Source organism: Pseudomonas mosselii, assembly GCF_005796105.1.
Lineage (GTDB): Bacteria > Pseudomonadota > Gammaproteobacteria > Pseudomonadales > Pseudomonadaceae > Aquipseudomonas > Aquipseudomonas mosselii_C.
The window spans coordinates 18,450-43,290 of record NZ_VAUO01000014.1 but is presented as its reverse complement, the minus strand read 5'-3'; the positions used below and the strand labels follow the sequence as shown (position 1 = coordinate 43,290).

Below are 24,841 nucleotides of genomic sequence, written 5' to 3'. Positions count from 1 at the left end.
ACGGGGGCATGCAGGTCACGTATCAGTTGAACAAACCGTAGAAGAACAGGCGGATGCTATCCCACATACGGCGCACGAATCCGCCTTCCTCGACGCCGTCGAGGGCGATCAGGTCAGCGCTGTGAACCACTTTCTCGTCCAGTTTGACTTCCACTTTACCGATCACGTCACCTTTGGCGATGGGCGCGGTCAGCTGCGGGTTCATGGTCATGGACGCCTGAAGGCGTTTCAATTGGCCTTTTGGCAGGGTCATGGTCAGGTCGTTGGCAAGGCCAGCCTTGACTTGCGAGGTGGCGCCCTTCCATACCGGCGCCTGGGTCAGCTCGGTGCCCTTCTGGTAGAAGGTCTGGGTTTCGAAGAAGCGGAAACCGTAGGTCAGCAGCTTTTGCGTCTCGGCAGCGCGGGCTTGCTCGCTGTTGGTGCCGAATACCACGGCAATCAGGCGCTGGCCGTCACGTACCGCCGAAGCCACCATGCAGTAGCCGGCTTCTTCGGTGTGGCCCGTTTTCAGACCGTCGACGGTCTTGTCACGCCACAGCAGCAGGTTGCGGTTAGGCTGCTTGATGTTGTTCCAGAAGAACTCTTTCTGCGAGTAGATGGCGTAGTGCGCAGGATCTTCGTTGATAATCGCGCGTGCCAGCAGGGCCATGTCGTGAGCCGAGGAGTAGTGCTCCGGGTTCGGCAGGCCGGTCGGGTTCATGAAGTGGCTGTTGGACATGCCGAGGTCGGCGGCAGTCTTGTTCATCATGTCGGCGAAGGCATCTTCGCTACCGGCGATGTGCTCGGACAGGGCAACCGAGGCATCGTTGCCGGACTGGATGATGATGCCGTGCAGCAAGTCGCTGACGGTGACCTGGCTACCGACTTTGATGAACATGCGCGAACCGCCGGTACGCCAGGCGTTTTCGCTGACGGTGACCGGGTCGTTCTCGCCAATCTGGCCGCGACGGATGTCGAGGGTGGCGATGTAGGCGGTCATCAGCTTGGTCAGGCTGGCTGGCGGCAGGCGCTCGTCACCGTTGTTCTCGACCAGCACGTTGCCGCTGGACGCGTCCATGAGTACGTAGGACTTGGCGGCCAGTTGTGGCGGTGCCGGCATCATCTGCTCGGCCGCGAAGGCGGCCGGCATGATCATCAGCAGAACGGGCAGGCAAAGTCGTTTGGCAAGGTTGGTGATATTCATCCGTCTCTCGTAAATCGCTAATGGTCTGATGTTCCGTCGGCAACAGGGTGCCCGACGCCGCGTCAGTCTGGTTATGTGGCCATTAGGCCTGGCCCAAAAAAGTGCGGCGTAATGCCGCCCAGGGCAAAAGCGGGCATTGTACATGGCAAGGCCCGGCAATTCATGAACAAACCGACAGCTAGAGCGGCTCTAGCTGCGAGCTGCAAGCTTCAAGAAAAAGCGACGATGTACGCTTCCCCCCTTCTTGCAGCTTGCCGCTTGTCCGCTCAGTCAGTGACAACCTTGGCCTGGCCAAGGTTCGCCAGGCGAATGCTGTCCTGGGCTTGTTGGATCTCGCCCTGGCTGTTGATCGGGCCCAGGCGTACGCGGTGCAGCGTCTGCTGGTTACGTACGATGGAGCTGATGAACACCGGCGCGCTGACCATGGTACTGAGTTTGGCACGCAGCAGCTCGGCGGCGTCCGGGTTGGCAAAGGCGCCCACCTGCAAGATGCTGCCACCGGCACTGGAGGGCACGTTGTTGCCCGCGACCTGCACCGGCACCACGGGCGCTGCATGCTGCTGCGCAGGCGGCGTCCACTGCTCGACACGACCGGTGCTGGCAGTCATCGGCTGCGCCTGGGCCACTTGCGGCTCCTTGAGCATCAACGGCTGCTGCTGGCCACGATCGGCCCACCACTGCTGCGGATCGATACCCTCCACACGCACGTGCGCGGTGCCAATCTCGGCGTAACCGAGCTTTTTCGCCGCCGCGTACGACAGGTCGATGATCCGGTCGGAGTAGAACGGGCCGCGGTCGTTGACCCGCAGGATCACGCTGCGACCGTTGGCCAGGTTGGTCACCCGCACGTAAGCCGGCAGCGGCAAGGTCTTGTGCGCCGCGCTCATGCCATACAGGTCATACAGTTCACCGTTGGCAGTATTCTGGCCGTGGAACTTGGTGCCGTACCACGACGCCGTGCCCTCGGCGCGGTAGTTGCGCGAATCCTGCATGGGGTAGTAGGTCTTGCCCAGCACCGTGTACGGGTTGGCCTTGTAGGCGCCGTTGTGCACGGTCGGGGTGGCATCGGGGATCTTGTTGACGTCCACGTCCCACCAGGGCGCGCCATCCTTGTGGGCACGGTTGATGTCCAGGCCCGGCTGCGCACGCACGACGTTACCGCCGCTTTGCGAGGTCGGTCGGCTGGAAGAACAACTGGCCAGCACCAGGCCGACGGCCACGCAGGTCAGCAATTTGAACGTATTGGCTGTAAAAAACTCGCGCATTTAGTTGACGCCCCGTGCCTGAACCAGCTGTTCCGAAAGCTGATGCACCGCCATGGCATACATCACGCTGCGGTTGTAGCGAGTGATCGCGTAGAAGTTCTTGAGGCCCATCCAGTATTCGGGGCCCTTTTCGCCTTCCAGACGGAAGGCGGTGACCGGCATATCATCGCGCAGCGCATCATGACTCGACCAGCCCAGCGCCCGCAACTGCCCCACGGTGCTCACCGGTTCGATGCCGCTGGTCAACCCTTGATCGGCCAGCTCGCCGGAGACCGTCGCGCGACTGACCACCGGCCCTCCGGCAACCCAGCCATGGCGTTTGAAGTAGCTCGCAACACTGCCGATGGCATCGTCCGGGTTGGTCCAGATGTTGATGTGGCCATCGCCGTCGAAGTCCACGGCGTAATTGCGAAAACTGCTCGGCATGAACTGCGGCAGGCCCATCGCACCGGCATACGAGCCCTTGAGCGTGAGCGGATCGAGTTGTTCATCGCGGGCCAGCAGCAGGAACTCGCGCAGTTCCTTGCGGAAGAACTCGGCGCGCGGCGGGTAATCGAAGCCCAAGGTGGACAGTGCATCGATGACCCGGTAATTGCCGGTGTTGCGCCCAAAGAAGGTTTCCACGCCGATGATCGCGACGATGTACTGCGCCGGCACCCCGTATTGCTGCTCGGCCCGCGCCAGGGCGGCCTCGTGCTGGCGCCAGAAGTCCACGCCACGGGCGATGCGCGCATCGGTGATGAACATCGGGCGGTATTCTTTCCACGGTTTGACCCGCTCGGCCGGACGCGAAATCGCATCGAGGATCGCTTGCTTGCGCTGCACCTCGCGGAACACGCCCACCAACTGCTCGCCGGCAAATCCATAGTCGCGGCTCATCTCACCGATGAATGCGGCCACTTCAGGAGAGGCGTCATAGTCGCCGGCATGGGCCTGCTGGACAGCGCCGAACAGGCCCACCGCACCGATCCACGGCGCACAACGGGCAGCCCAGTTACGCACTGCTTGCATCAAATTCATCACCTTTTTCAAACCTGTGCGATCCATTTGCGGTGCGTGTGGATCGACATCAGAACGCCAAACGCTGACAGCAGCGTCACCAACGAAGTTCCGCCATAGCTAATGAAGGGCAGCGGCACGCCCACCACGGGTAACAAGCCGCTGACCATACCGATATTGACGAACACGTACACAAAGAAGGTCATGGTCAAGCTGCCCGCCAGCAGCTTGCCGAACAATGTCTGCGCCTGGGCAGTGATCATCAGGCCACGGCCGATGAGCAGCAGATAGATGATCAGCAGCAGGCAGATGCCCACCAAGCCGAATTCCTCCCCCAGCACCGCGATGATGAAGTCGGTGTGGCTTTCCGGGAGGAAGTCCAGGTGCGACTGGGTGCCGAGCAGCCAGCCCTTGCCCAGCACGCCGCCTGAGCCAATCGCCGCCTTGGACTGGATGATGTTCCAGCCCGTGCCCAGGGGGTCGCTTTCAGGGTCGAGGAAGGTCAGTACGCGCTGCTTTTGATAGTCGTGCATCACGAAGAACCACATGCCTACCGCCACCGGCACTGCCGCGGTGATCACGCTGATGATCCAGCGCCAACGCAGCCCCCCCATGAACAACACGAAGGCGCCGGAGGCCAGGATCAACAGTGCAGTCCCCAAGTCAGGCTGACGCACGATGAGGATGAACGGCACGCCGATCAGCACCAGGCTGATCGCCACATGCTTGAGGTGTGGCGGCAGGGTGCGCTTGGACAGATACCAAGCGATGGTCGCCGGCATGATGATCTTCATGAACTCTGAGGGCTGAAAACGGATCACCCCGGGGATGTTGATCCAGCGCGTGGCACCCATGGCGTTGTGGCCCATCACGTCCACCACCACCAGCAGGAGCACACCGGCCAGGTACGCCAGCGGCACCCAGCGTGCCATGAAGCGCGGTTCGAGCTGAGCGATGATGAACATCGACACCAGACCAATGCCAAACGAGCTGGCCTGCTTCATCAGCAGATCCCAATTCTTGCCGCTGGCCGAATACAGCACGAACAGGCTGCCAGCGGCGAGTGTGAGCAGGATGAGCAGCAAGGGACCGTCGACGTGGATGCGCTGCAGGAAGCTGGCGCGCCTGCGCATCACGTCCTCGCTGGAGAGCATGCGATCGAAATTGTTCTTCACGGGGCCGTTTCCTGGGCGACTGTGGCGGGGCCAAACTCAGGCTTGAGCTGGCCATTCTCGTCGAGCAGCCAGGCGTCCATGACCTGACGTACCACGGGGGCGGCGACACCTGAGCCGGACTCGCCGTTCTCGACCATCACCGAGACCACGATCTTCGGGTCGTTGGCCGGGGCGAAGGCGACGAACAACGCGTGGTCGCGGTGGCGCTCCTGAAGCTTGTTGCGGTCGTACTTCTCGCCCTGCTTGATCGCCACCACCTGCGCCGTGCCGCTCTTGCCTGCGATGCGGTATTGCGAGCCCAGCGCCGCCTTGCGCGCGGTCCCCCGGGCGCCGTGCATCACCTGCTCCATGCCATGGGTAACCTTGGCCCAGTCGGATTTGTCACGCAGGACAATGTCTTGCATGGGGTTCTGGTCCACTGGCGGCTGACCTTCGATGGTCTTGGCCAGGTGCGGGCGGTTCCACACACCCTTGTTGGCGATCAGCGCGGTGGCCTGGGCCAGTTGCAGGGGTGTCGCCTGCATGTAGCCCTGGCCAATCCCGAGAATCAGGGTTTCCCCCGGGAACCAGGCCTGACGGCGGGTGGCGCGTTTCCACTCGCGCGATGGCATGAGCCCTGGAGATTCCTCGAACATGTCGAGCGAGACTTTTTGTCCAATGCCGAAGCGGTTCATGTAGCTGGATAACCGATCAATGCCCATCTTGTGCGCCAGATCGTAGAAGTACGTGTCGTTAGAGCGCATGATCGCCACATCCAGATCCACCCAGCCATCGCCGGTACGGTTCCAGTTGCGGTACTTATGGTCATAGTTGGGCAGTTGGTAGTAACCGGGGTCGAAAACCCGGCTGGACGCTGTGACCACGCCGCTGTCCAACCCGGCGATGGCCACTGCCGGCTTGATCGTCGAACCCGGCGGGTACAGGCCACGCAACACACGGTTGAACAGCGGACGGTCGATCGAATCGCGCAGTTCGGCATAGGCCTTGAAGCTGATGCCGGTGACGAACAAGTTAGGGTCGAAGCTCGGCTGGCTGACCATCGCCAACACCTCGCCAGTGCGCGGATCGAGTGCCACGATCGCGCCACGGCGTCCACCCAGCGCCTGTTCGGCAGCCTCCTGCAACTTGATGTCGAGGCTCAGGACGATGTCCTTGCCTGGCTTGGGGTCGGTGCGTTTGAGTACCCGCAGCACACGGCCACGGGCATTGGTCTCGACTTCCTCGTAACCCACCTGGCCGTGCAGCTCGTCTTCGTAGAAGCGCTCGATGCCGGTCTTGCCGATATGGTGGGTGCCGCTGTAATTGACCGGGTCGAGCGTCTTGAGCTCCTTCTCGTTGATGCGCCCCACATACCCCACCGAATGGGCGAAATGCGTGCCCTGCGGGTAGTGACGGACCAACTGCGCAGCCACCTCGACGCCTGGCAGGCGGAACTGGTTCACGGCGATACGGGCGATCTGCTCTTCGGTGAGTTCGAACAGGATCGGCACCGGCTCGAACGGCCGTCGCCCCTGCTTCATGCGCTTCTCGAACAACGCCCGGTCATCCGGGGTCAGCTCCAGCACCTCGACGATCACATCCAGCACTTCCTGCCACTTACCGGGATTGCCGGCGCGCTCGCGCGTCATCACCAGGCTGAAGCTTGGACGGTTGTCGGCGATGATCACCCCGTTGCGGTCGAAGATCAGCCCGCGGGTCGGCGGGATCGGCTGCACATGCACCCGGTTGTTCTCCGACAGCGTCGAGTGATAGTCGTACTGAATGACCTGCAGGAAATACAGGCGCGCAATCAGCACGCAGATCAGCAGCATGATCGCCACCGCACCCACGACGACGCGTTTACGCACCAGGCGGGCGTCTTTCTCGTGGTCCTTGAGGGGGATCTGCTGCGGCATCGGGCGGGCTTACAGGTTCATTTGTGGTAGGGGTGCCCGGACAGCACGGTCCAGGCACGATAGATCTGCTCGCCAAGCAGAATCCGCACCAGCGGATGCGGCAAGGTCAGCGGCGACAACGACCAACGCTGCTCGCTGCGCGCACAGACCTCCGGCGCCAGCCCCTCCGGGCCACCCACCATCAGGTTGACCGTACGCGCATCCAGGCGCCAGCGATCCAGCTCGCTCGCCAACTGCTCGGTGCTCCACGGCTTGCCATGGACCTCCAGGGTGACGATGCGTTCCCCAGGCTGCACCTTGCTCAGCATCGCCTCGCCCTCCTGACGGATCAGGCGGGCGACATCGGCATTCTTGCCACGGGTGTTGAGCGGGATTTCCACCAGCTCCAGCGCAAGCTCCGGGGGCAGGCGCTTGGCATACTCATGCCAGCCTTCCTCGACCCACTTGGGCATGCGCGAGCCAACCGCAATCAGACGCAGACGCACAGCGCGACCTTATTCCCGATCCTTGAGCTTTTCGGAATAGTCATGCGCGTTCTCCGGGCTGTGGTGGCGACCATCAGCCGAACGGCTCTGCTCGGCACCCAGCCACAGACGCTCAAGGTCGTAGAACTGACGCGCAGCGGCGGTCATCATGTGCACGATGACGTCATTCAAGTCCAGCAGCACCCAGTCGCTGTCGCCCTTGCCTTCTTCGCCCAGAGGCTGTGCGCCCTTGGCCTTGACCGCCTCGCGGACCTTTTCCAGCATCGCGTTGATCTGGCGGTTGGAGGTACCGGTGGCGATGATCATGTAGTCGGTCAGGCTGTGCTTCTCACGCACGTCGATGACCTGGATATCCTGGGCCTTGACGTCTTCCAGCGCGGCCTTGGTCAGTTCGACCAGTTCTTCGCCATTGATTTTCTGCTTGGTCATATAAAACTCGTTCAACTCATTGAATGAGGCGCCGTGGCGCCGTCAGTTGGACGCACGATACAGATCGTGCGCCTCGATGTAGGCCAGTACGGCGTCCGGCACCAGGAACCGAACCGACTTGCCACTGGCCAGCAGCTGTCGGATCTGGGTGGCGGACACCGCGAGCGGTGTCTGCCAGACGAACGAAATGTGCCCCGCCGGGCCGGACATGGCGGTGGGATCGCTCTGCTGACGCGCTGCCAACAAGTTGCGCAGCGCATCAGGGGGTTCTACGTCGGCATCCGGGCGTTGCAGGACCAGGATGTGACAGTGTTGCAGCAATTCTTCCCAGCGGTGCCAGCTGGGCAAGCCACAGAAGGCATCCCAACCCAACACCAGGAACAGTTGGTCGTCGGGCCCCAGCTCGGCGCGCACCGACTCCAGCGTGTCGAGGGTGTACGACGGCTTGTCGCGGGCCAGTTCGCGGTCGTCCACGCTCAGGCGCGCAACGCCCTGCACCGCACTGCGCACCATGGCCAGCCGGTCCTGCGCCGCCACCTGCGGGGTGTCGCGGTGCGGCGGGCGGGCATTGGGCAACAGGCGCAGTTCGTCCAGGTCCATGAACTCGGCCACTTCCAGCGCACTGCGCAAGTGACCGATATGCACCGGATCGAAGGTTCCGCCAAGCATGCCGATACGCCGGACTGCCGCAGCCTTGCTCAACTCAGCAGGACTCCTGGCCGCGCAGTTGGCCATCACCGATCACCACGTACTTCTCGCAGGTCAGGCCTTCCAGGCCGACTGGGCCACGGGCGTGCAGCTTGTCGGTGGAGATACCGATCTCGGCGCCCAGGCCATATTCGAAACCATCGGCGAAGCAGGTCGGGGTATTGAGCATGACCGACGCCGAATCGACCTCGGCCATGAAGCGCCGAGCCTGGCCCTGATGCTCGGTGATGATCGAGTCGGTGTGGTGCGAGCCGTAGTGGTTGATGTGTTCGATGGCCTGGTCCAGGCCATCGACCACACGAATCGACAGGATCGCGTCGAGGTATTCGGTGTGCCAGTCGTCTTCGCTGGCAGGCTTGCTGTCGATGAGTGCGCAGGTGCGTGGGCAGCCGCGCAGCTCGACGCCTTTCTCGACGAAGCGACGGGCCATTTCCGGGAGAAAGCCTTCGGCCACCTGCTGGTCCACCAGCAGCGTCTCCATGGCGCCGCAGATGCCGTAGCGGTAGGTCTTGGCGTTGAAGGCCACGCGCCAGGCCTTGTCCAGGTCGGCGTGTGCGTCGACGAACACGTGGCAGATACCGTCCAGGTGCTTGATTACCGGCACCCGCGCGTCACGGCTGATGCGCTCAATCAGGCCACGGCCGCCACGCGGGACGATCACATCGACAAACTCCGGCATGCTGATCAACGCGCCAACCGCCTCGCGGTCGGTCGTCTCGACCACCTGCACCACCGCTGGCGGCAGGCCGGCCTTGGCCAGGCCCTGTTGGATGCACGCGGCGATGGCGCGGTTGGAGTGGATGGCCTCGGAGCCGCCGCGCAGGATGGTGGCATTGCCCGACTTCAGGCACAGGCTGGCAGCGTCGATGGTCACGTTCGGACGCGACTCGTAGATGATGCCGATCACACCCAGCGGAACGCGCATCTTGCCGACCTGGATGCCCGACGGGCGGTAGCTCATGTCGCGGATCGCGCCGACCGGGTCCGGCAGGCTGGCCACCTGGCGCAGGCCAGTGATCATGCTGTCGATGCGCGCCGGCGTGAGCGCCAGACGGTCGAGCAGCGCCGGCTCCAGGCCGTTGGCGCGGCCTTTGGCTAGGTCCTGTTCGTTGGCTGCGGTGAGCGCATCGCGGGCGGCGTCCAGCGCGTCGGCAGCGGCCTGCAGGGCGCGGTTCTTCTGCGCGGTGCTGGCACGGCCGATCACCCGCGAGGCCTCGCGCGCGGCGCGACCCAGGCGGGTCATGTAGTCAAGAACGGACTCGGTCATGGGCTCGATGTCTTGTCAAAGGGGAAATCGGCTGATTATAACTGGCGCGCTCGGGTACGCCCAGCGGCGGGTGGCGGATGGTAGAAAATGGGTGGAAAGAATGCGTAGGAAAGATGTAACCACCCGTATCGGAATTATCCGAGCCAGATCCAATCCTTTCGTGGCACGAGGCAGCGCCTACAACCACAGCGCAAGCCAATATTCACGGGCTCACGCGGGCTCTGTAGGAGCGGCCTTGTGCCGCGAAAGGGCTGCACAGCAGCCCCAACAGGCTCAAATCGGGCACCTATGAAACAGCCCTCGCAAAGCATGCCCGCAAAGCGATTCAGCCTCGATTAAGCCATTCATTGCTATGATCCCCGGCTTTATCGCCACGAACTGCCTGCATGCCAGCCCCCTGCCCCGACCGCGCCCTGCCCGACAGTTTTTTCGACCGCGATGCACAGACCCTCGCCCGCGAACTGCTGGGCAAGGTGATTCGCCATCGCCAGGGCGAGCTGTGGCTGGCCGCGCGAATCATCGAGACCGAGGCCTACTACCTCACTGACAAGGGTAGCCACGCCTCGCTCGGCTACACCGAGAAACGCAAGGCGCTGTTTCTCGATGGCGGACATATCTACATGTATTACGCGCGCGGCGGCGATTCGCTGAACTTCAGCGCAAAGGGGCCAGGCAATGCGGTGCTGATCAAGTCCGCCTACCCTTTTACCGATGCGCTTTCGGATTCGAACAGCCTGGCGCAGATGCAGTTGAACAACCCCGATGCCAGCGGCAAGCTGCGCCCGCCCGAGCGCCTGTGCAATGGCCAGACCCTGCTGTGCCGGGCCATGGGCTTGAAGGTGCCGGACTGGGACGCTCAACGCTTCGACCACGCGCGTTTGTACGTCGAAGACTGCGGCCTCGCCGTGCCACGGGTCATCCAGGCCGCGCGCCTGGGCATTCCCCACGGTCGCGACGAGCACCTGCCCTACCGCTTCGTCGATGCCCAATATGCGCGTTTCTGCACGCGGAACCCGTTACGTCGCGGCCAAGTCGAAGGCCGCGACTTCGTCATTCTCGAACAAGGAAACTGAACATGGGCGAATGGATCGACAGCCTGACCGGCTGGCTCAGCGCCAACCCTCAGTGGCTTGGCCTGGCAATTTTCCTGGTGGCATGCATCGAGTGCCTGGCCATCGCCGGCATCATCGTGCCGGGCACCGTATTGCTGTTCGCCGTAGCGGTGCTCGCAGGCAGTGGCACCTTCAGTCTGGGTGAAACGCTGCTGCTGGGCTTTCTCGGCGGGGTGCTGGGCGATGCGTTGTCGTACGCGGTGGGCAAGTATTTCCACCAGAACATTCGCCGCCTGCCACTGCTGCGCGACCACCCCGAATGGATCGGCAGGGCCGAGGCGTACTTCCAGCGCTACGGCATCGCCAGCCTGCTGGTAGGCCGCTTCATTGGGCCGCTGCGGCCGATGCTGCCAATGGTCGCCGGCATGTGCGACATGCCGCTGCCTCGCTTTATCGCCGTCAGCCTGGTGGCCGGCGCTGGCTGGTCGGTCGCCTACCTGCTGCCGGGCTGGGCCACCGGTGCGGCCATGCGCCTGCCACTGCCGGAGGGCTTCTGGCTGGACGCTGGCATCGTGTTCGGCACCCTGGCGGTGCTGATTGGCCTGAGCCTGAACAGCAGTATTCGCGACCAGCGCCACGGCACCCGGCTGATCACGGCCATGAGCGGCGTGGCTGTGGCCGCGCTGTTCATCGGCTGGCCATACCTGAGCGCCTTTGACCAAGGCGTGATGACCTTGGTGCAGGAACACCGCAGCCAGGCCATCGACAGCATCGTGGTGGTCGTGACCCGTCTGGGTGATTTCCGCACCCAGTTCTTCCTGGGCGGCCTGCTGACCGGCCTGCTGCTGCTGGCCCGGCAATGGCGTCACGCGCTGTTCGCCGGCGCCGCACTGATCGGCACGGCGACCGCCAACGGCACGTTGAAATGGTTGTTCGCCCGCGCCCGCCCCGAAGTGCTGAGCGACCCGCTAACCAGCTACAGCATGCCCAGCGGCCACAGTTCGGCGTCGTTCGCGTTTTTCCTGGTGCTGGCGGTACTGGCCGGGCGCGGCCAACCCCCGCGCATGCGCCTGACCTGGGTGCTGCTGGGCTGCATTCCCGCACTTTCGATTGCCCTGTCGCGGGTGTACCTGGGGGTGCACTGGCCCACCGACATTCTCGCAGGCGCGCTGCTGGCCTGCTGCGTGTGTGCGTTGAGCCTAACCCTGGTGCAATACCGCCAGCCGCTCACGGCGTTGTCGCAACGGGTGTGGTGGCTGGTCTTGCCGGCGTGCATCGCGTTGCTGTCATTCTTTGCGCTGCATGCGCTGCCCAAGGCGTTGTTGCGGTACCAGTATTGAACCGAGCGCAAATCCCTGTAGGAGATCACCCAGCCCTTTGGGCTGCGCTGTCGCGCAGAGAACTGATTTCGCAAGCGCTCCGCGTACCCTGTGGGAGCGGCGGCTCGGCGCCCCGACTTGCCCGCGAAGCAGGCGACTCGGTGGATGGCACCGGCTTTGCCGGTGTTCGCGGTGGTCCGGCACTCCGGCAAGCCCGCCCCCCACAGATTCCTTCTAAATCAACAAGTTATGTGTAGTTCTATGAGAGCGGCCTTGTGTCGCGAAAGGGGCGCGTAGCGGCCCCAGGATTGCGGCCTCATGCAAAATTGCCGGGGCTGCTGCGCAGCCCTTTCCGGCCGGTCCGGCGCTCCGGCAAGGCCGCTCCTACAGGAGATCGTGGTCAGGCAAACAACTCGCCCTGGATCCGTTCCAACAGGGTCTGGATCGCCTCAAGCCGCAATTGCGGTGAGTCCATCGCCAGCAAGTCGAGCTTGTCTTCCTCCATGAACGGCAGCAGGTAGGCCAGCTGGTTGGCCAGCGCCTGGCGCCCGTCAACGTCGCGCGGCATGTCCAGCGCCTCGACCATGGGATGCTCGCCCAGTGCCACCAGAAGCGCTAGCAGGTCGTCGTCTTGCTCGATCAAGGGGCTGTCGGCCTGCTCCGGCAGCCAATGCACCTGGCCGACCAGCAATTGGTCCTTGCGCACCTCGGTCTGCGCCACGCGAAAGCGCCGCACACCCTCGACCCGAATGCCCAGCAAGCCGTTATCCTGCTGCACGAAGTCACGAATCACCGCCTCGCAGCCCACCGATGCCACCGCAGGTGGAGCCTTGCCCACCTGCTCGCCTTCGAGGATGCACACCACGCCAAAGCCTTCGCCCTGCTTCATGCAGCGGCCAATCATGTCCAGGTAGCGCGCCTCGAAAATCTGCAAATCGAGCAGGCAACCGGGAAACAGCACGGTATTGAGGGGAAACAGCGGTAGCGTCATCACGATTCCTCAAACAACCAGGCTGACCGCCAACGGCAGGAACACCGCTGTGGCCACCCCCATCAGGCTCATCGCCAGCGCGGCGAAGGCGCCACATTCATCACCTTCTTGCAGGGCCACCGAAGTGCCCACGGCATGCGCAGTAACCCCAAGGGCCATGCCCCGTGCTTCAGGGCTGAGCACACCAAAACGGCTGAGCAGCGCAGGGCCGAAGATCGCCCCGATCACCCCGGTGATCAACACGAACACTGCCGCCAACGCCGCCACGCCGCCAATCTGCTCGGCAACCAGCATGGCAATCGGCGAGGTGACCGACTTGGGCGCCATGGTCATCAGGATCATGTGCTCGGCGCCAAACCACCAGCCCAGCGCCAGGCACGCCACGGTGGCGAACAGGCCTCCGACTACCAGCGTAGTAAATGTCGGCCAGAACAACTGGCGAATGCGCCGCAAGTTCAGGTACAGCGGTACTGCCAAGGCCACGGTGGCAGGCCCGAGCAGGATGTTCATGATTTCGGTGCTCTTGCGATACTCGGCGTAGTCGATGCCGCACACCAGTAGGATGCCAATCACCACTAGCATCGACACCAGTACCGGCTGCAAGAAGATCCAGCGGGTTTTCTCGTAGGCTCCCAGCACCAACTGATACGCCGCCAGAGTGATGCCGATGCCGAACAGCGGGTGGTGGATGACAGCCTCCAGCGCGCCGTGCCAGTCGAGGTTCATGGTTGCTCCTCACGCCGCCCCTGGCGATGAATGAGCTTCTGCATCAACACGCCGACGAACACCATCGTCGCCAGACACGAGATGAACAGCGCGCCGACGATGGCCCAGAAATCTGCGGCGATGTCGCGGGCGTACACCATCACCCCCACCGCCGGTGGCACCAGCAGCAGCGGCAGATAGCGCAACAGGCTGCTGGCTGCCTCGTTGAGCGGCTTGCCCACTTCGCCACGCAGCATCAGGTAGGCCAGCAGCAGCAATAGGCCGATGATCGGCCCGGGCAGGATGTGCAGGAACAGGTGATTGATCGCTGTCCCAAGCAGCTGGAACAGCACCAGCCAGGTCAAACCACGCAACAGCATACGGACCTCCTGAAAGCAGGCGGCCATTATAAGCACGCTAAGCAACTGGCTATAAGGCGATATTCGCCGAAAAACGGCCAACTTGACTGAATCGGTTCGGCGTGCTGATCTTGCACCCTCGTACCAAATGACACTCAGGAGAGTCGCGATGCCCTATGTACCGGTTACAGAGCTTTCGCAGTACGTTGGCAAGGAGTTGGGACGTTCCGACTGGCTGAAGATCGACCAGCAGCGCATCAACCTGTTCGCCGAAGCCACCGGCGATTTCCAGTTCATCCACGTTGATCCCGTCAAAGCCGCCAAGACCCCATTCGGCACCACCATCGCCCATGGTTTCCTGACCCTGTCGCTGATCCCTAAGCTGATGGAAGATATCCTGGTGCTGCCCGAGGGGCTGAAGATGGCAGTCAACTATGGCCTGGACAGCGTGCGCTTCATTCAACCGGTAAAAGTCGACAGCCAGGTGCGCCTGAAAGTCGAGCTGACCGACGCCATCGAGAAAAAGCCCGGGCAGTGGCTGCTCAAGGTCACCGCAACCCTGGAAATCGAAGGCGAGGAGAAACCTGCCTACATCGCCGAGCCGCTCTCGCTCTGCTTCGTCTGAGCCGCGCCGGGGTTGCGCCCACAGGATCGAGCCGCGCTGGACCTGTGGGTGCTGGCGATAGCCTGCGATAAGGCCAGTACGGCATACTCGGCGCATCGTTTCGCCGGACACCAACATGCGCCCACTGCTGCCCCTGACCCTTGCCCTGCTGCTCGCTGCCTGTGGCGAAGGTGAACCCCTGTCGCCACCCGATGCACGCCTGCCCGATGGCGGGCGTTACCGGGGCCAGGTCGTCGACGGCTTGCTGCAAGGCGAAGGCCGCATCGACTATCCCAACGGCAGTTGGTACGCCGGCGGCTTCAAGGATGGTCAATGGCATGGCCAGGGCGAGTGGCACGGCAGCAACGGCGAGATCTACCGTGGCCAGTTCAGCGCAGGCCTGTTCCAAGGCCTGGGCGAGTTGAATACACCGGACAGCCACTACGCGGGCACCTTCAAGCAGGGCCGACGCGACGGCGAAGGCACCCTCAAACAGCACGACCAGACCTACCGTGGCCAGTTCAAGGACGACCAGTACAACGGCGCCGGCCTGCTTGAGCTGGCCGACGGCAGCCGCTACCAAGGCCTGTTCGCCAACGGCAAACCGAATGGCGCTGGGGTGCGCAGCGATGCTGCCGGCAACCGCTTCAGTGGCCACTTCATCGACGGCCAGTTGCAAGGGGCCGGCACCTACGACAGCGCCGACGGCGAGCAGTACATCGGCGAATTCAAGGACAACCACCTGCAAGGCCGTGGGCGTTACGAAAACGTCGACGGCGATGTCTGGATCGGCGATTTCAAGGACGGTTCGCTCACCGGCGAAGGCGAACTGCTGGGCAGCGACGGCAGCCACTACAAGGGCGGTTTCCGCGACTGGCGCTTCAATGGCAAGGGCACCCTGCAACTGGCCGACGGCAGCGAATTCAGCGGTGGTTTCGCCGACGACGTCTACCAGGGAAATGGCCGGCTGACCCACCCCGATGGCCGTCTCGAGGCCGGCTACTGGGTCAACGGCGTGCGCGTGCGCGACGACAAGGGCAAATTGCTGCCCGACCCGCTGGACCTGGCCTTGCTCAAGCAAGGCAAATTGCTCGACGACGCGCTGGCCAAGGTGCCGCACTCGATACCCCCGGTGCAGCTATACAGCCTGGTGGTGGCCGGCGATGGCCAGCAGAGCGTGTTCATGCGCGAGGCCGACTACGTCAGCAACATGCTCAGGGTACGCTTCGGCGCCCTTGGCCAGGTGACACTGGTCAACCACCGCGAGCACATGGCCGACCGCCCCATGGCCACCCGCGAAAGCCTGTCCCGTGCAGCCCGGGTGATTGCCGAGCGCAGCGGCCCGGAGGACCTGATATTCGTCTACCTGACCAGCCACGGCAGCCCCGACCACCAACTGGTGCTCGACCAGCCGCGCCTGCAATTGGCCGACCTGTCCGCCGACGAACTGGCCAGCGCCCTGGCCCCGCTGAAGAACCGCGACAAGGTGATTGTCATCTCTGCCTGCTATTCCGGTGGCTACATCGCCCCGCTCAAGGATGAACGAACCTTGATCATGACCGCCGCCCGACCTGACCGGGTGTCGTTCGGCTGTTCGGAAGAGGCTGATTTCACCTATTTCGGCGACGCCCTGTTCGCCCAGGCGCTGAACCAGACGGACGATCTGAAACAGGCGTTTGAACTGGCGCGACAAAGCGTTGCCCAACGAGAGCGAAGAGAAGGATTCGACGCCTCCGAACCGCAGCTCTGGGCCCCGCAGGCAGTGCTCGCGCACTGGCAGCGACTGCGCAAGCAACAGGCCGAGACAGCACTGCGCAACGAGGCCCAACCAGCGCCGGTGGAACAGGCAAAAACACCTGCCGACCACTAAGCTGTGTGTAACAAGGGAGAGACATCATGTACTTGACGCCTCAGCATGTCCTGCTTGCCGGTGCCACGGGTCTGACAGGTGAACACCTGCTCGACCGGTTGCTCAACGAACCCACCATCAGCCGTGTGCTGGCACCGACCCGCCGGCCGCTGGCCGAACATCCACACCTGGAAAACCCCGTGGGCGACCCGGCGGTGTTTCTTCCACAGCTGGCCGGCCGCGTCGATATCGCCTTTTGCTGTCTGGGCACCACGCTCAAGCAGGCGGGCTCCGAGTCGGCGTTTCGCGCGGTCGATCTGGACATGGTGGTGGCGTTCAGCAAGCGTGCCCGCGAGATGGGCGCGCGCCATCTGCTGGTGGTCAGTGCGCTGGGTGCAGACCCTAAGTCGTCGATCTTCTACAACCGGGTCAAGGGCGAGATGGAGCAAGCGCTCAAGGACCAGGACTGGCCGCAACTGACCATCGTGCGGCCTTCGCTGTTGCTCGGCGAGCGCATCCAACCGCGCCTGGGCGAAACGCTCGCGGCGCCGTTCTCCAAGCTGATTCCGGGCAAGTACCGTGGAATCGAAGCCTGCACCCTGGCTCGGGCGCTGTGGCGCTTGGCGCTTGAAGAAGAGGACGGGGTGCGGGTGATCGAGTCGGACGAGTTACGCAAGCTGGGCAAGTAGTCGGCGAGAGCCCTGCCGGGGGCGACAACGTAACGGCAACAGGATTAGCTGACTGTCGCCAGCCTACAGCCCGCCCCTGGCATTGAACCCCACCCCTGCCGCCGTCAGCAGCGACAACGGCAGCAACAAGGTATCCAGCAACGCGCTCCCTGGCAGATCCAGACGCGGATACGCCGGGGCCTCGGCCCCGAAGCGATCCAGCGGGCAGCATCCACCGTTCAACGCATACAGATCCAGCCGCGTGCCGGCATACACCACCGGCGCGCCAGGTTTGTTGGCATCCAGCGTACGTAGCGTGGCACACCCCCCCAGGGTGCAGCACATCAGCAAGCCCAGCAGCGTGCGTTTCAATCGTCAGCCCCGTAGTGGTGCTCGCCCCAGCGCGGCAGCATGTCCTGTGGAATATTCAGCAGGTTGAGGATGCGCGCCACGACAAAGTCCACCAGGTCGTCGATGCTCTGCGGCTGGTGATAAAACCCCGGCGCTGCCGGCAGGATCACCGCGCCCATCTGCGATAACTTGAGCATGTTTTCCAGGTGGATGGTCGACAGCGGCGCCTCACGTGGTACCAGAATCAACTGGCGGCGCTCCTTCAGCGTCACGTCGGCGGCACGTTCGATCAGGTTGTTGCAGGCGCCGCTGGCAATCGCCGACAGGCTGCCGGTAGAGCATGGCACCACCACCATCGCCGTCGGCGCACCAGACCCAGAGGCCACCGGCGACATCCAGTCTTCCTTGCCGTACACGCGGATCTGCCCGTCGGCGGCACCGGTATACTCGGTGAGAAACGCCTGCATGGCCTGGGGCTTGGCCGGCAGCATCACGTCGGTCTCGGTGGACATCACCAGTTGCGCGGCCTTGGAGATAAGAAAGTGCACCTCGCGGTCTTCGCGCACCAGGCAATCGAGCAGGCGCAGGCCATACTGCGCCCCGGAGGCGCCGGTCATGGCCAAAGTGATACGTTCCGGGCCGCTCATTGGAGGGCCTCGGCCAGTTTGCCGTGCAGGCCGCCGAAGCCGCCGTTGCTCATGATCACCACATGGGTGCCTGGGCGCGCCTGGCCCTTGATACGCGTGATGATTGCCTCAAGGCTGTCGGCAACGATACTCGGCACGGTGCACTCGGCGGCGGTGCCGGCCAGGTCCCAACCGAGATTGGGCGGTGCATACCAGATCACCTGATCGGCGTCGTTGACGCTTTCCGGCAGGCCAGCGCGGTGGGCGCCGAGCTTCATGGAGTTGGAGCGCGGCTCGATCACCGCGATCACCGGCGCCTCGCCGACGCGCTTGCGCAAACCGTCGAGGGTGGTGGCGATAGCCGTCGGGTGGTGGGCGAAGTCGTCATAGATGGTCACGCCCTGCACCTCGGCGACCTTCTCCATACGCCGCTTGACGCTCTTGAACGCGCTCAGGCCGTCGATGCCCATGGCCGGCACCACACCGACATGGCGTGCCGCTGCCAGGGTAGCCAATGCGTTGGCGACGTTATGCTGGCCAGTCAGAGCCCAGTCCACCACACCTTGCACCTGGCCATCGAACAGCACTTCGAAGCGCGAGCCATCGGCGCTGAGCAGGCGTGCCTGCCACTGCCCCCCCTCGCCAGTGGTTTGTACCGGGGTCCAGCAGCCCATGCCGATCACCCGCTCCAAGGCAGGCTCGGTGGTTGGATGGATGACCAGGCCTTCGCTCGGAATAGTCCGCACCAAATGGTGGAACTGCCGCTCGATGGACGCCAGGTCGGGAAAGATGTCTGCGTGATCGAACTCAAGGTTATTGAGGATCGCGGTACGCGGATGGTAGTGCACGAACTTCGAACGCTTATCGAAAAAGGCGCTGTCGTACTCGTCGGCCTCGACCACGAAGAACGGCGTGCCGCCCAGACGTGCGGACACCGAGAAGTTCTGCGGCACGCCGCCGATCAGGAAGCCTGGGCTCATGCCAGCATGTTCGAGCACCCACGCCAGCATGCTGCTGGTGGTGGTCTTGCCGTGGGTCCCGGCCACCGCCAGCACCCAGCGGCCTTGCAGCACATGGTCGGCCAGCCACTGTGGGCCTGACACGTAGGGCAGGCCCTTGTTCAGCACGTACTCCACCGCCGGGTTACCCCGCGACATGGCGTTGCCGATCACCACCAGGTCTGGCGCCGGCTCCAGCTGGGCCGGGTCATAGCCTTGGGTGAGTTCGATGCCCTGAGCTTCGAGCTGGGTGCTCATGGGGGGATAAACATTGGCGTCGGAGCCCGTGACGCGGTGGCCAAGCTCCTTGGCCAGCACGGCCAGCGAACCCATGAAAGTGCCGCAGATACCGAGAATGTGAATGTGCATGTTCGACCTCGCAAAACGTCGAGGCAGGGTAGCCCACGGCGCGGGAAATCGCACCCGATGTTTCGCTCAGCCGGCCCTGGCGATGCCGTGTTTACGCAGTTTTCGATAAAGGGTGTTGCGGCTGATGCCCAGGTGCTCCGCGACCTGGGTCAGGTGCCAGCGTTTTGCCTCGAGCACGCTGAGCAGCGCATCGCGTTCGGCGTGTAGGAGCGGCCTTGTGTCGCGAAAGGGCGGCGCAGCAGCCCCGGCGCAATTGCCAACGCCGCTGGATATCGGGGGCCACTCTGCGGCCCTTTCGCGACACAAGGCCGCGCCTACAGGGACCGCAGCGCTGCGGATGACAGCGGGCAGATCATGAAAACCAACCACCCCTTCCTCACACAACGCCACCACGGTGCGCAGTACGTTCTTCATCTGCCGTACGTTGCCCGGCCAGTCGAACGCCAGCAATGCCTGACGCGCAGCCGGATCGAGGGTCACCGTTTGCCCCTCGGCCTCCTGATGCAGCAGAGCGTCCAGCAACTGGCTCTTGTCGCTGCGTTCGCGCAGCGCCGGCAGCAACACTTCCAGGCCATTGAGGCGGTAATAGAGGTCTTCGCGGAAGCTGCCTTGCGCTACCCGTTCGAGCAAATCACGGTGCGTGGCACTGATGATGCGTACATCCACCGCCTGCGGCTCGCCGCCGATGGGTACCACCTGGCGCTCCTCCAGCACCCGCAGCAGGCGGGTCTGCAAGGCCAACGGCATGTCGCCGATCTCATCCAGCAGCAACGTACCGCCGTCGGCCTGCAACAGCTTGCCGCGCATGCCTTCCTTGCGCGCCCCCGTGAAACTGCCGCCCCGGTAGCCGAACAGCTCACTCTCGATCAAGCTCTCGGGGATCGACGCACAATTGATAGCCACGAAGGGCTTCTGCCGACGCGCACTGGCCTGGTGCACAGCCTGGGCGAATGCCTCCTTGCCGCAGCCGGTCTCGCCCCGCAGCAGCAATGGCACATCACGCTCGAACACGCGCACGGCGCGGCTGAATTCATGTTGCAAGGCAGCGTCGAGTAGGCAGATGCCCGGCTCGACGAGCCGACGCGGCTCACCCAACGCCACCGGCACCGACCACACCGGTGTGCGTGCCCGGCCCCGCAGGCTGGCGAACACCTGCCGCCCATCGCGGGTATGCAAAGGCCAGGCTGTGCTGCCTTGGGGCGTGGCACGGCAGAACAGCGCGTCATGGCTACAGGCAAAGAACTGCTCCATCGGCTTACCCAGTAGCTCGCCACGCACGGTCCCAAGCAGGTGCAGCGCGCCCTGGTTGGCCGCGCAGATCCGCCCATCGCCGTCGAAGGCCAGCAGGCCTTCGCTGAAAAGCCCGACCGACTCAGCCTGCAAGTGGAAACGCAGCAGCCATTGCTGCTCGTAATGACGCAGGAAGTAGCAACTTTCGATCATCTTGGCCGACAGGTTGACCAAGGCCATGGTGTGGAACTGGCTCTGGCGCGACACATCCGGGCGCGCCGACGAGACATCGAGCACCGCCAGCAGCTCGCCATGCGGGTCGAATACCGGGCTGGCCGAGCAGGTCAGACCGGTGTGGCGACCACGAAAATGCTCATCCTGATGGATGGTCAGGGCCTGGCGTTCGACCAGACAGGTGCCGATCCCATTGGTGCCTTCGCGGGCCTCGCTCCAGTCGGCGCCCAGCCACAGCCCGGCACGCTCGAAGATGCGCCGCTCACTGGCGGCGGTGACGCAGTTGAGGATCACGCCACGCGCATCGGTGAGCAGCACCGCATGCCCTGCCCCGGACAACTGCTGGTGCAGGCTGTTCATCTCGGTGTCGGCAATCTGCAGCACCTGGCGCAGGCCCTCACGGCTCTCCAGCAGGCGGCCATGTTCCAGCACCACTGGCGCCTGGGCTCGCTCGGGGTCGAGGTGGTAGTCCTCCAGGCAACGCAGCCAGGAGCGGGCAATCGAAGGGTCGCTGCCCGGCCCGCAGGCCTTGCCGTGGGCGACGGTGAGCACTTGCTGGGCATGGCGGCTGAAAGGGTTGCTCTGCATTTTTGTTGTTCTCCGCAGATACGCGTGCCCCCAGCATCCCCCAGGCCGGTGCGCTTTGCAATGCTGCCCTGACCACCTAGTCACCGAGCGCGCCATAAACGGTACAAAGTGTCACTCCCGCTGTACCAGCGCTGGCACGCCAGCGCCTGTCAGCGTGCCGAAAAATGACCCAAGTCATTGATTGGCAAGGGACTCCAGGCGCTGGCCCAAGCTTTGCTCTACGCTTTGAAACTCCGCAACAATCACAACGATCAGGAGACACACCATGCGTTACGCACATCCCGGCACCGAGGGTGCGAAGGTTTCCTTCAAGACTCGCTACGGCAACTACATCGGTGGTGAGTTCGTCGCTCCGGTGAAAGGGCAATATTTCGAAAACACCTCTCCGGTAAATGGCCAGCTGATCGCCGAATTCCCTCGCTCCACTGCCGAAGACATCGAAAAAGCCCTGGATGCCGCGCATGCCGCCGCCGACGCCTGGGGCCGCACTTCGGTCCAGGACCGCTCCAACGTGCTGCTGCGCATCGCCGATCGCATCGAGCAGAACCTCGAACTGCTGGCGATCACCGAAACCTGGGACAACGGCAAGCCGATCCGCGAAACCCTCAATGCCGACATCCCCCTGGCCGTGGACCACTTCCGCTATTTCGCCGGCTGCATCCGCGCCCAGGAAGGCGGCGCCGCCGAGATCAACGACAGCACCGTGGCCTACCACATCCACGAGCCGCTGGGCGTGGTCGGACAGATCATCCCGTGGAACTTCCCACTGCTGATGGCCGCCTGGAAACTCGCACCGGCCCTGGCTGCCGGCAACTGCGTGGTGCTCAAACCCGCCGAACAAACACCGCTGGGCATCACTGTACTGCTCGAGCTGATCGGCGACCTGCTGCCCAAGGGCGTGCTCAACGTGGTGCAAGGCTATGGCCGCGAAGCCGGTGAGGCCTTGGCCACCAGCAAGCGCATCGCCAAGATCGCCTTCACCGGCTCCACCCCGGTGGGCTCGCACATCATGAAGTGCGCCGCCGAGAACATCATTCCGTCCACCGTCGAACTGGGCGGCAAGTCGCCCAACGTGTACTTCGAAGACATCATGCAGGCCGAGCCAAGCTTCATCGACAAGGCCGCCGAGGGCATGGTGCTGGCCTTCTTCAACCAGGGCGAGGTATGCACCTGCCCGTCGCGGGCGCTGGTGCAGGAGTCGATCTACCCGCAGTTCATGGAAGTGGTGATGAAAAAGGTGCTGCAAATCAAGCGCGGCGACCCGCTGGACACTGACACCATGGTCGGTGCCCAGGCCTCGCAACAGCAGTTCGAGAAGATCCAGTCGTACCTGAAGATTGCCCAGGAAGAAGGCGCAGAGCTGCTGACCGGCGGCAAGGTGGAACAGCTCGAAGGCTCGCTGGCTACCGGCTATTACATCCAGCCGACGCTGCTCAAGGGCAACAACAAGATGCGCGTGTTCCAGGAAGAGATCTTCGGCCCGGTGGTCAGCGTCACCACCTTCAAGGATGAAGCCGAGGCCCTGGCCATTGCCAACGACACCGAGTTCGGCCTCGGCGCCGGGGTATGGACCCGCGACATCAACCGCGCCTACCGCATGGGCCGTGGCATCAAGGCCGGCCGTGTGTGGACCAACTGCTACCACCTGTACCCGGCGCATGCCGCGTTCGGTGGCTACAAGAAGTCCGGCGTCGGCCGTGAAACCCACAAGATGATGCTCGATCACTATCAGCAGACCAAGAACCTGCTGGTGAGCTACGACATCAACCCGCTGGGCTTCTTCTAAGCACCCGTTGCACGCTTGAAGCTACAAGCGCCAAGAAAGAGCGGGCCGCTGTGAAGCCGCTTCCTGGCGCTTGTGGCTCGTTTCATGCAGTACCCATCACCAAGAAGAGCAGTCTCGAGCTTCTGGCGACAAGTGATAGCAGCCTCACGCGGGCTGCTTCTACTTACCGCTTGCAGCTTGAAGCTGCTCCATAACTCAAAAAAACAGGTGAATCCATGCCAAGCGATCAATCCGCCGGCGCGCCGGCAAACTCCTCCGTCGACTTCGAAAAAGTCGGCTCCGACTACTTCCAGCAACGCGAACTGAAAAAAGGTGCTGCTGGCTGGGTACTGCTGGTCGGCCTGGGAGTGGCCTACGTCATCTCCGGCGACTACGCCGGCTGGAACTTCGGCCTGGCCCAAGGCGGCTGGGGCGGGATGTTCCTCGCCACCTTGCTGATGGCGACCATGTACCTGTGTATGTGCTTCTCGCTGGCCGAGCTGTCCTCGATGATCCCCACCGCAGGCGGTGGTTATGGCTTTGCCCGTAGCGCCTTCGGCCCCTGGGGCGGATTTCTCACCGGTACCGCGATCCTCATCGAATATGCCATCGCCCCGGCGGCCATCGCCGTATTCATTGGCGCCTATTGCGAGTCACTGTTCGGGATTGGCGGCTGGATGATCTACCTGGCGTTCTACGTCGTATTCATCGGCATTCACATCTTCGGGGTGGGCGAGGCGCTGAAGCTGATGTTCATCATCACCGCCATCGCGGCCATCGCCCTGGCAGTGTTCCTGATCGCCATGGTGCCCCACTTTGATGCAGCCAACCTGTTCGACATCGCCAAGACCGACGCTGTCGGTGCAAGCAGCTTCCTGCCATTCGGCTATGTCGGGGTGTGGGCGGCGATTCCCTACGCGATCTGGTTCTTCCTGGCGGTCGAAGGCGTGCCGCTGGCCGCAGAAGAAACCAAGAACCCCAAGCGTGACCTGCCGCGCGGCCTGATCGGCGCGATGCTGGTACTGCTGGCCTTTGCCCTGCTGATCCTGGTGGTGGGCCCAGGTGGCGCGGGCGCCGAAGCCCTGAAGTCCTCGGGCAACCCACTGGTCGAGGCACTGGCCAAGGCCTACGGCGGGTCCACCTGGATGGGCGGCTTCGTCAACCTGGTCGGGCTGGCAGGCTTGATCGCCAGCTTCTTCTCGATCATCTACGCCTATTCGCGGCAGATCTTCGCGCTGTCGCGTGCAGGCTATCTGCCGCGCAAGCTCTCGGAAACCAACAAAAGCAAGGCCCCGGTGCTGGCCTTGGTGATTCCGGGCTTGATCGGTTTCGCCCTGTCGCTCACGGGTCAAGGCGACCTGCTGATCCTGGTGGCGGTATTCGGCGCTACGCTGTCCTATGTGCTGATGATGGCCGCGCACATCACCTTGCGCATTCGCCGGCCGAAGATGGAGCGTCCGTACCGCACCCCCGGCGGCATCTTCACCTCCGGTGTCGCCTTGGTGCTGGCCTGCATCGCGGTGGTCGCAGGCTTCCTGGTGGACCCACGGGTAGTGATTGGTGCAGCGCTGATCTACGCGGTACTGATCGCCTACTTCGCCTTCTACAGCCGCCACCACTTGGTAGCCGGTACGCCGGAAGAGGAATTCGCCGCGATCCAGAAGGCCGAAGAGGCCTTGCACTGATCGCAGACTTGCGCCACCGGTTCGCCCGGTGGCGCCCTGGAG

The 24,841-nt window shown here is 63.5% G+C and carries 23 protein-coding genes; 7 read left to right on the top strand and 16 right to left on the bottom strand.

The features are described 5' to 3' along the window. Window positions 1–22 precede the first annotated feature (22 nt). The 9 genes from FEM01_RS21085 to FEM01_RS21045 all read right to left on the bottom strand — a co-directional run bounded on the left by FEM01_RS21085 (window position 23) and on the right by FEM01_RS21045 (window position 9,406). The gene (locus FEM01_RS21085) at window positions 23–1,183 is read right to left on the bottom strand and encodes a D-alanyl-D-alanine carboxypeptidase family protein (RefSeq protein WP_138221395.1); all 1,161 of its coding nucleotides are present in this window, start codon (window positions 1,181–1,183) and stop codon (window positions 23–25) included. Window positions 1,184–1,449: 266 nt separating this feature from the next. Then, window positions 1,450–2,448, bottom strand: a complete 999-nt coding sequence (locus FEM01_RS21080; protein WP_138221394.1) for a septal ring lytic transglycosylase RlpA family protein — start codon at window positions 2,446–2,448, stop codon at window positions 1,450–1,452. Beyond that, entirely contained in the window at window positions 2,449–3,459 is a 1,011-nt protein-coding gene (gene mltB, locus FEM01_RS21075) for a lytic murein transglycosylase B (protein ID WP_138221393.1), read from the bottom strand. 17 nt (window positions 3,460–3,476) lie between these two features. Beyond that, the gene (gene rodA, locus FEM01_RS21070) at window positions 3,477–4,580 is read right to left on the bottom strand and encodes a rod shape-determining protein RodA (protein ID WP_171031003.1); all 1,104 of its coding nucleotides are present in this window, start codon (window positions 4,578–4,580) and stop codon (window positions 3,477–3,479) included. Between the two features lie 38 nt (window positions 4,581–4,618). Further along, complete coding sequence (mrdA, locus tag FEM01_RS21065; protein ID WP_138221391.1) at window positions 4,619–6,517, bottom strand: penicillin-binding protein 2; 1,899 nt, start codon at window positions 6,515–6,517, stop codon at window positions 4,619–4,621. Between the two features lie 17 nt (window positions 6,518–6,534). After that, on the bottom strand, window positions 6,535–7,002 hold the full coding sequence (gene rlmH / locus FEM01_RS21060) for a 23S rRNA (pseudouridine(1915)-N(3))-methyltransferase RlmH (protein ID WP_138221390.1): 468 nt from the start codon (window positions 7,000–7,002) through the stop codon (window positions 6,535–6,537). Between the two features lie 9 nt (window positions 7,003–7,011). Then, window positions 7,012–7,431, bottom strand: a complete 420-nt coding sequence (gene rsfS, locus FEM01_RS21055; RefSeq protein WP_138221389.1) for a ribosome silencing factor — start codon at window positions 7,429–7,431, stop codon at window positions 7,012–7,014. A gap of 42 nt (window positions 7,432–7,473) precedes the next feature. Next, window positions 7,474–8,166 carry a nicotinate-nucleotide adenylyltransferase gene (nadD, locus tag FEM01_RS21050; protein WP_138221388.1) on the bottom strand — a complete coding sequence of 231 codons (693 nt, stop codon included), beginning with the start codon at window positions 8,164–8,166 and terminating at the stop codon, window positions 7,474–7,476. Beyond that, the gene (locus FEM01_RS21045; protein ID WP_138221387.1) at window positions 8,135–9,406 is read right to left on the bottom strand and encodes a glutamate-5-semialdehyde dehydrogenase; all 1,272 of its coding nucleotides are present in this window, start codon (window positions 9,404–9,406) and stop codon (window positions 8,135–8,137) included. The genes nadD and FEM01_RS21045 overlap by 32 nt, the downstream gene beginning before the upstream one ends. 386 nt (window positions 9,407–9,792) lie before the next feature. Here FEM01_RS21045 and FEM01_RS21040 point away from each other — a divergent pair, with 386 nt between their 5' ends. Continuing rightward, window positions 9,793–10,479: a DNA-3-methyladenine glycosylase gene (locus tag FEM01_RS21040; protein WP_138221386.1), complete on the top strand. Its 687-nt coding sequence runs from the start codon at window positions 9,793–9,795 to the stop codon at window positions 10,477–10,479. 2 nt (window positions 10,480–10,481) lie between these two features. Next, window positions 10,482–11,798 (top strand): bifunctional DedA family/phosphatase PAP2 family protein, encoded by a 1,317-nt coding sequence (locus FEM01_RS21035; protein WP_138221385.1) that lies wholly within the window; start codon window positions 10,482–10,484, stop codon window positions 11,796–11,798. A 379-nt stretch (window positions 11,799–12,177) separates the two neighbouring features. Here the strand turns inward: FEM01_RS21035 and FEM01_RS21025 are convergent, their stop codons facing one another. From FEM01_RS21025 to FEM01_RS21015, 3 genes are read right to left on the bottom strand one after another with little or no spacing between them, the layout of a single operon-like run. After that, a complete protein-coding gene (locus FEM01_RS21025) occupies window positions 12,178–12,768 on the bottom strand; it encodes an LON peptidase substrate-binding domain-containing protein (protein ID WP_138221383.1) in 591 nt (196 codons plus the stop codon). Between the two features lie 9 nt (window positions 12,769–12,777). Further along, entirely contained in the window at window positions 12,778–13,494 is a 717-nt protein-coding gene (locus FEM01_RS21020) for an LrgB family protein (protein WP_138221382.1), read from the bottom strand. After that, entirely contained in the window at window positions 13,491–13,853 is a 363-nt protein-coding gene (locus FEM01_RS21015; RefSeq protein WP_138221381.1) for a CidA/LrgA family protein, read from the bottom strand. Before FEM01_RS21015 ends, FEM01_RS21020 begins: the two co-directional genes overlap by 4 nt. 148 nt (window positions 13,854–14,001) lie before the next feature. Between FEM01_RS21015 and FEM01_RS21010 the strand changes: the two genes are divergently transcribed. The 3 genes from FEM01_RS21010 (at window position 14,002) to FEM01_RS21000 (ending at window position 16,974) form a co-directional block, all read left to right on the top strand. Further along, the gene (locus FEM01_RS21010; protein WP_138221380.1) at window positions 14,002–14,457 is read left to right on the top strand and encodes a MaoC family dehydratase; all 456 of its coding nucleotides are present in this window, start codon (window positions 14,002–14,004) and stop codon (window positions 14,455–14,457) included. A gap of 115 nt (window positions 14,458–14,572) precedes the next feature. Further along, window positions 14,573–16,306 (top strand): C13 family peptidase, encoded by a 1,734-nt coding sequence (locus FEM01_RS21005; protein ID WP_138221379.1) that lies wholly within the window; start codon window positions 14,573–14,575, stop codon window positions 16,304–16,306. A 26-nt stretch (window positions 16,307–16,332) separates the two neighbouring features. Beyond that, on the top strand, window positions 16,333–16,974 hold the full coding sequence (locus FEM01_RS21000; protein WP_138221378.1) for an oxidoreductase: 642 nt from the start codon (window positions 16,333–16,335) through the stop codon (window positions 16,972–16,974). 63 nt (window positions 16,975–17,037) lie between these two features. Here the strand turns inward: FEM01_RS21000 and FEM01_RS20995 are convergent, their stop codons facing one another. The 4 genes from FEM01_RS20995 to FEM01_RS20980 all read right to left on the bottom strand — a co-directional run bounded on the left by FEM01_RS20995 (window position 17,038) and on the right by FEM01_RS20980 (window position 21,349). Next, the gene (locus tag FEM01_RS20995) at window positions 17,038–17,298 is read right to left on the bottom strand and encodes a YceK/YidQ family lipoprotein (RefSeq protein WP_138221430.1); all 261 of its coding nucleotides are present in this window, start codon (window positions 17,296–17,298) and stop codon (window positions 17,038–17,040) included. Window positions 17,299–17,321: 23 nt separating this feature from the next. Continuing rightward, window positions 17,322–17,951, bottom strand: coding sequence for a flavin prenyltransferase UbiX (gene ubiX, locus FEM01_RS20990; protein WP_138221377.1), 630 nt, complete (start codon window positions 17,949–17,951; stop codon window positions 17,322–17,324). Then, complete coding sequence (gene mpl, locus FEM01_RS20985; RefSeq protein WP_138221376.1) at window positions 17,948–19,297, bottom strand: UDP-N-acetylmuramate:L-alanyl-gamma-D-glutamyl-meso-diaminopimelate ligase; 1,350 nt, start codon at window positions 19,295–19,297, stop codon at window positions 17,948–17,950. Before mpl ends, ubiX begins: the two co-directional genes overlap by 4 nt. 66 nt (window positions 19,298–19,363) lie before the next feature. After that, window positions 19,364–21,349: a sigma-54-dependent Fis family transcriptional regulator gene (locus FEM01_RS20980; RefSeq protein WP_138221375.1), complete on the bottom strand. Its 1,986-nt coding sequence runs from the start codon at window positions 21,347–21,349 to the stop codon at window positions 19,364–19,366. 265 nt (window positions 21,350–21,614) lie between these two features. On the opposite strand from FEM01_RS20980, the gene exaC reads away from it, so the two are divergent. Then, window positions 21,615–23,135, top strand: a complete 1,521-nt coding sequence (gene exaC, locus FEM01_RS20975; RefSeq protein WP_138221374.1) for an acetaldehyde dehydrogenase ExaC — start codon at window positions 21,615–21,617, stop codon at window positions 23,133–23,135. Between the two features lie 215 nt (window positions 23,136–23,350). After that, window positions 23,351–24,799: an ethanolamine permease gene (gene eat / locus FEM01_RS20970; protein ID WP_138221373.1), complete on the top strand. Its 1,449-nt coding sequence runs from the start codon at window positions 23,351–23,353 to the stop codon at window positions 24,797–24,799. Window positions 24,800–24,841 lie beyond the last annotated feature (42 nt).